Origin of the sequence: Streptococcus sp. HMSC071D03 (assembly GCF_001812125.1) — a bacterium.
In the GTDB taxonomy this organism is placed as follows: domain Bacteria; phylum Bacillota; class Bacilli; order Lactobacillales; family Streptococcaceae; genus Streptococcus; species Streptococcus pseudopneumoniae_N.
Map to the genome: position 1 here is coordinate 636 of NZ_KV807811.1, position 1,078 is coordinate 1,713.

Sequence of the window (1,078 nt, forward strand, 5' to 3'; positions counted from 1 at the left end):
AGGAAAAGGGGATTCCAGTACAGATTGCGATTCCCCCTATCCTTCAGAGAGACCAGGAGAAGGAAGATTGGAATGACTTTCTGAAGAGGGGGAATGAAGCTCCTACGGAGCTGGCGCATGTTTACACAGCAGATGAAAAGTCCTGGCATTACCAGGGCTTTTTTGAGAAGGAAATAGCTCTTACAAAAGCGCAAGAGCTAACTGCAGATGATGTAAAAGCTTTTGTGTCAGATAGGCAATTGACAAAGGAAGAAGTCCGTCAAGAATATCAAACAATCATTAATCAAGAAAGAGGGAGAAAAGATAGTATGTCGGAATCGTACGAGAATGAAACTAAGTATGAAGCAGAGGATGTACCAAGTAGTCCTAAAAAAGATGACGGATTCGTTATTCAACCAGAAGCACAGAATATAATTGATTCTGGAGAGGTCAAACAATGGGCTAAACATCCAAATATCTACTTTGTAAAAGGGCTACGTCAAGTAGCTTTAGAACTGACAGAAGAAGGAAAATTTGAACAATCATCTCAATATCTCCCTAATACGAAGGAGGAAAGAGAGGTGGTAAACAACTTGTTGTCCAAACAAAAAAAGCAATATGATCAGAGTTCTGAATTGAACATAGACACTAGTCATTTATCTCCCAAAGATGCAGAATGGCTGAGGCAGAACTGGCATAATATTAGCTTCTCAGTAGAACCTAAAAAACAGATGGTCATTGATGGAGATAAAACGGTAATCTATGAAAAGCCTTCCGATTCTGTTGGAGATACTTATGAAGCGCAAGAAGAAATTCAGAGCACAGAAAAAGCTCTTGAGACTTCTCAAGAGCAAACAAAGAAGACTGAGAACGAATTCGGGGATTTTTCTGAGATTTCTCAGAAGGCAGCACCTCTACCTGAAGCGAAACAATCGCAACCTTTGGATGGCTCGTCACCGAACCAAACTCAGTCTCAATCTTTACTTCATTTTACTATATTGGATGCGGATAAGTCAATTTATAAACAGAATTATCACCCAATTAAAGCAAATGAATTACGAAAGTTGAATCGTTATGCACCTCAATTGCAACAGACAGC

1 pseudogene is annotated in these 1,078 nt (G+C 39.5%); it reads left to right on the forward strand.

Features of this window, described 5'->3' with window-relative positions:
• Positions 1-1,078: pseudogene (locus HMPREF2837_RS09555) on the forward strand (hypothetical protein); the annotation flags it as partial.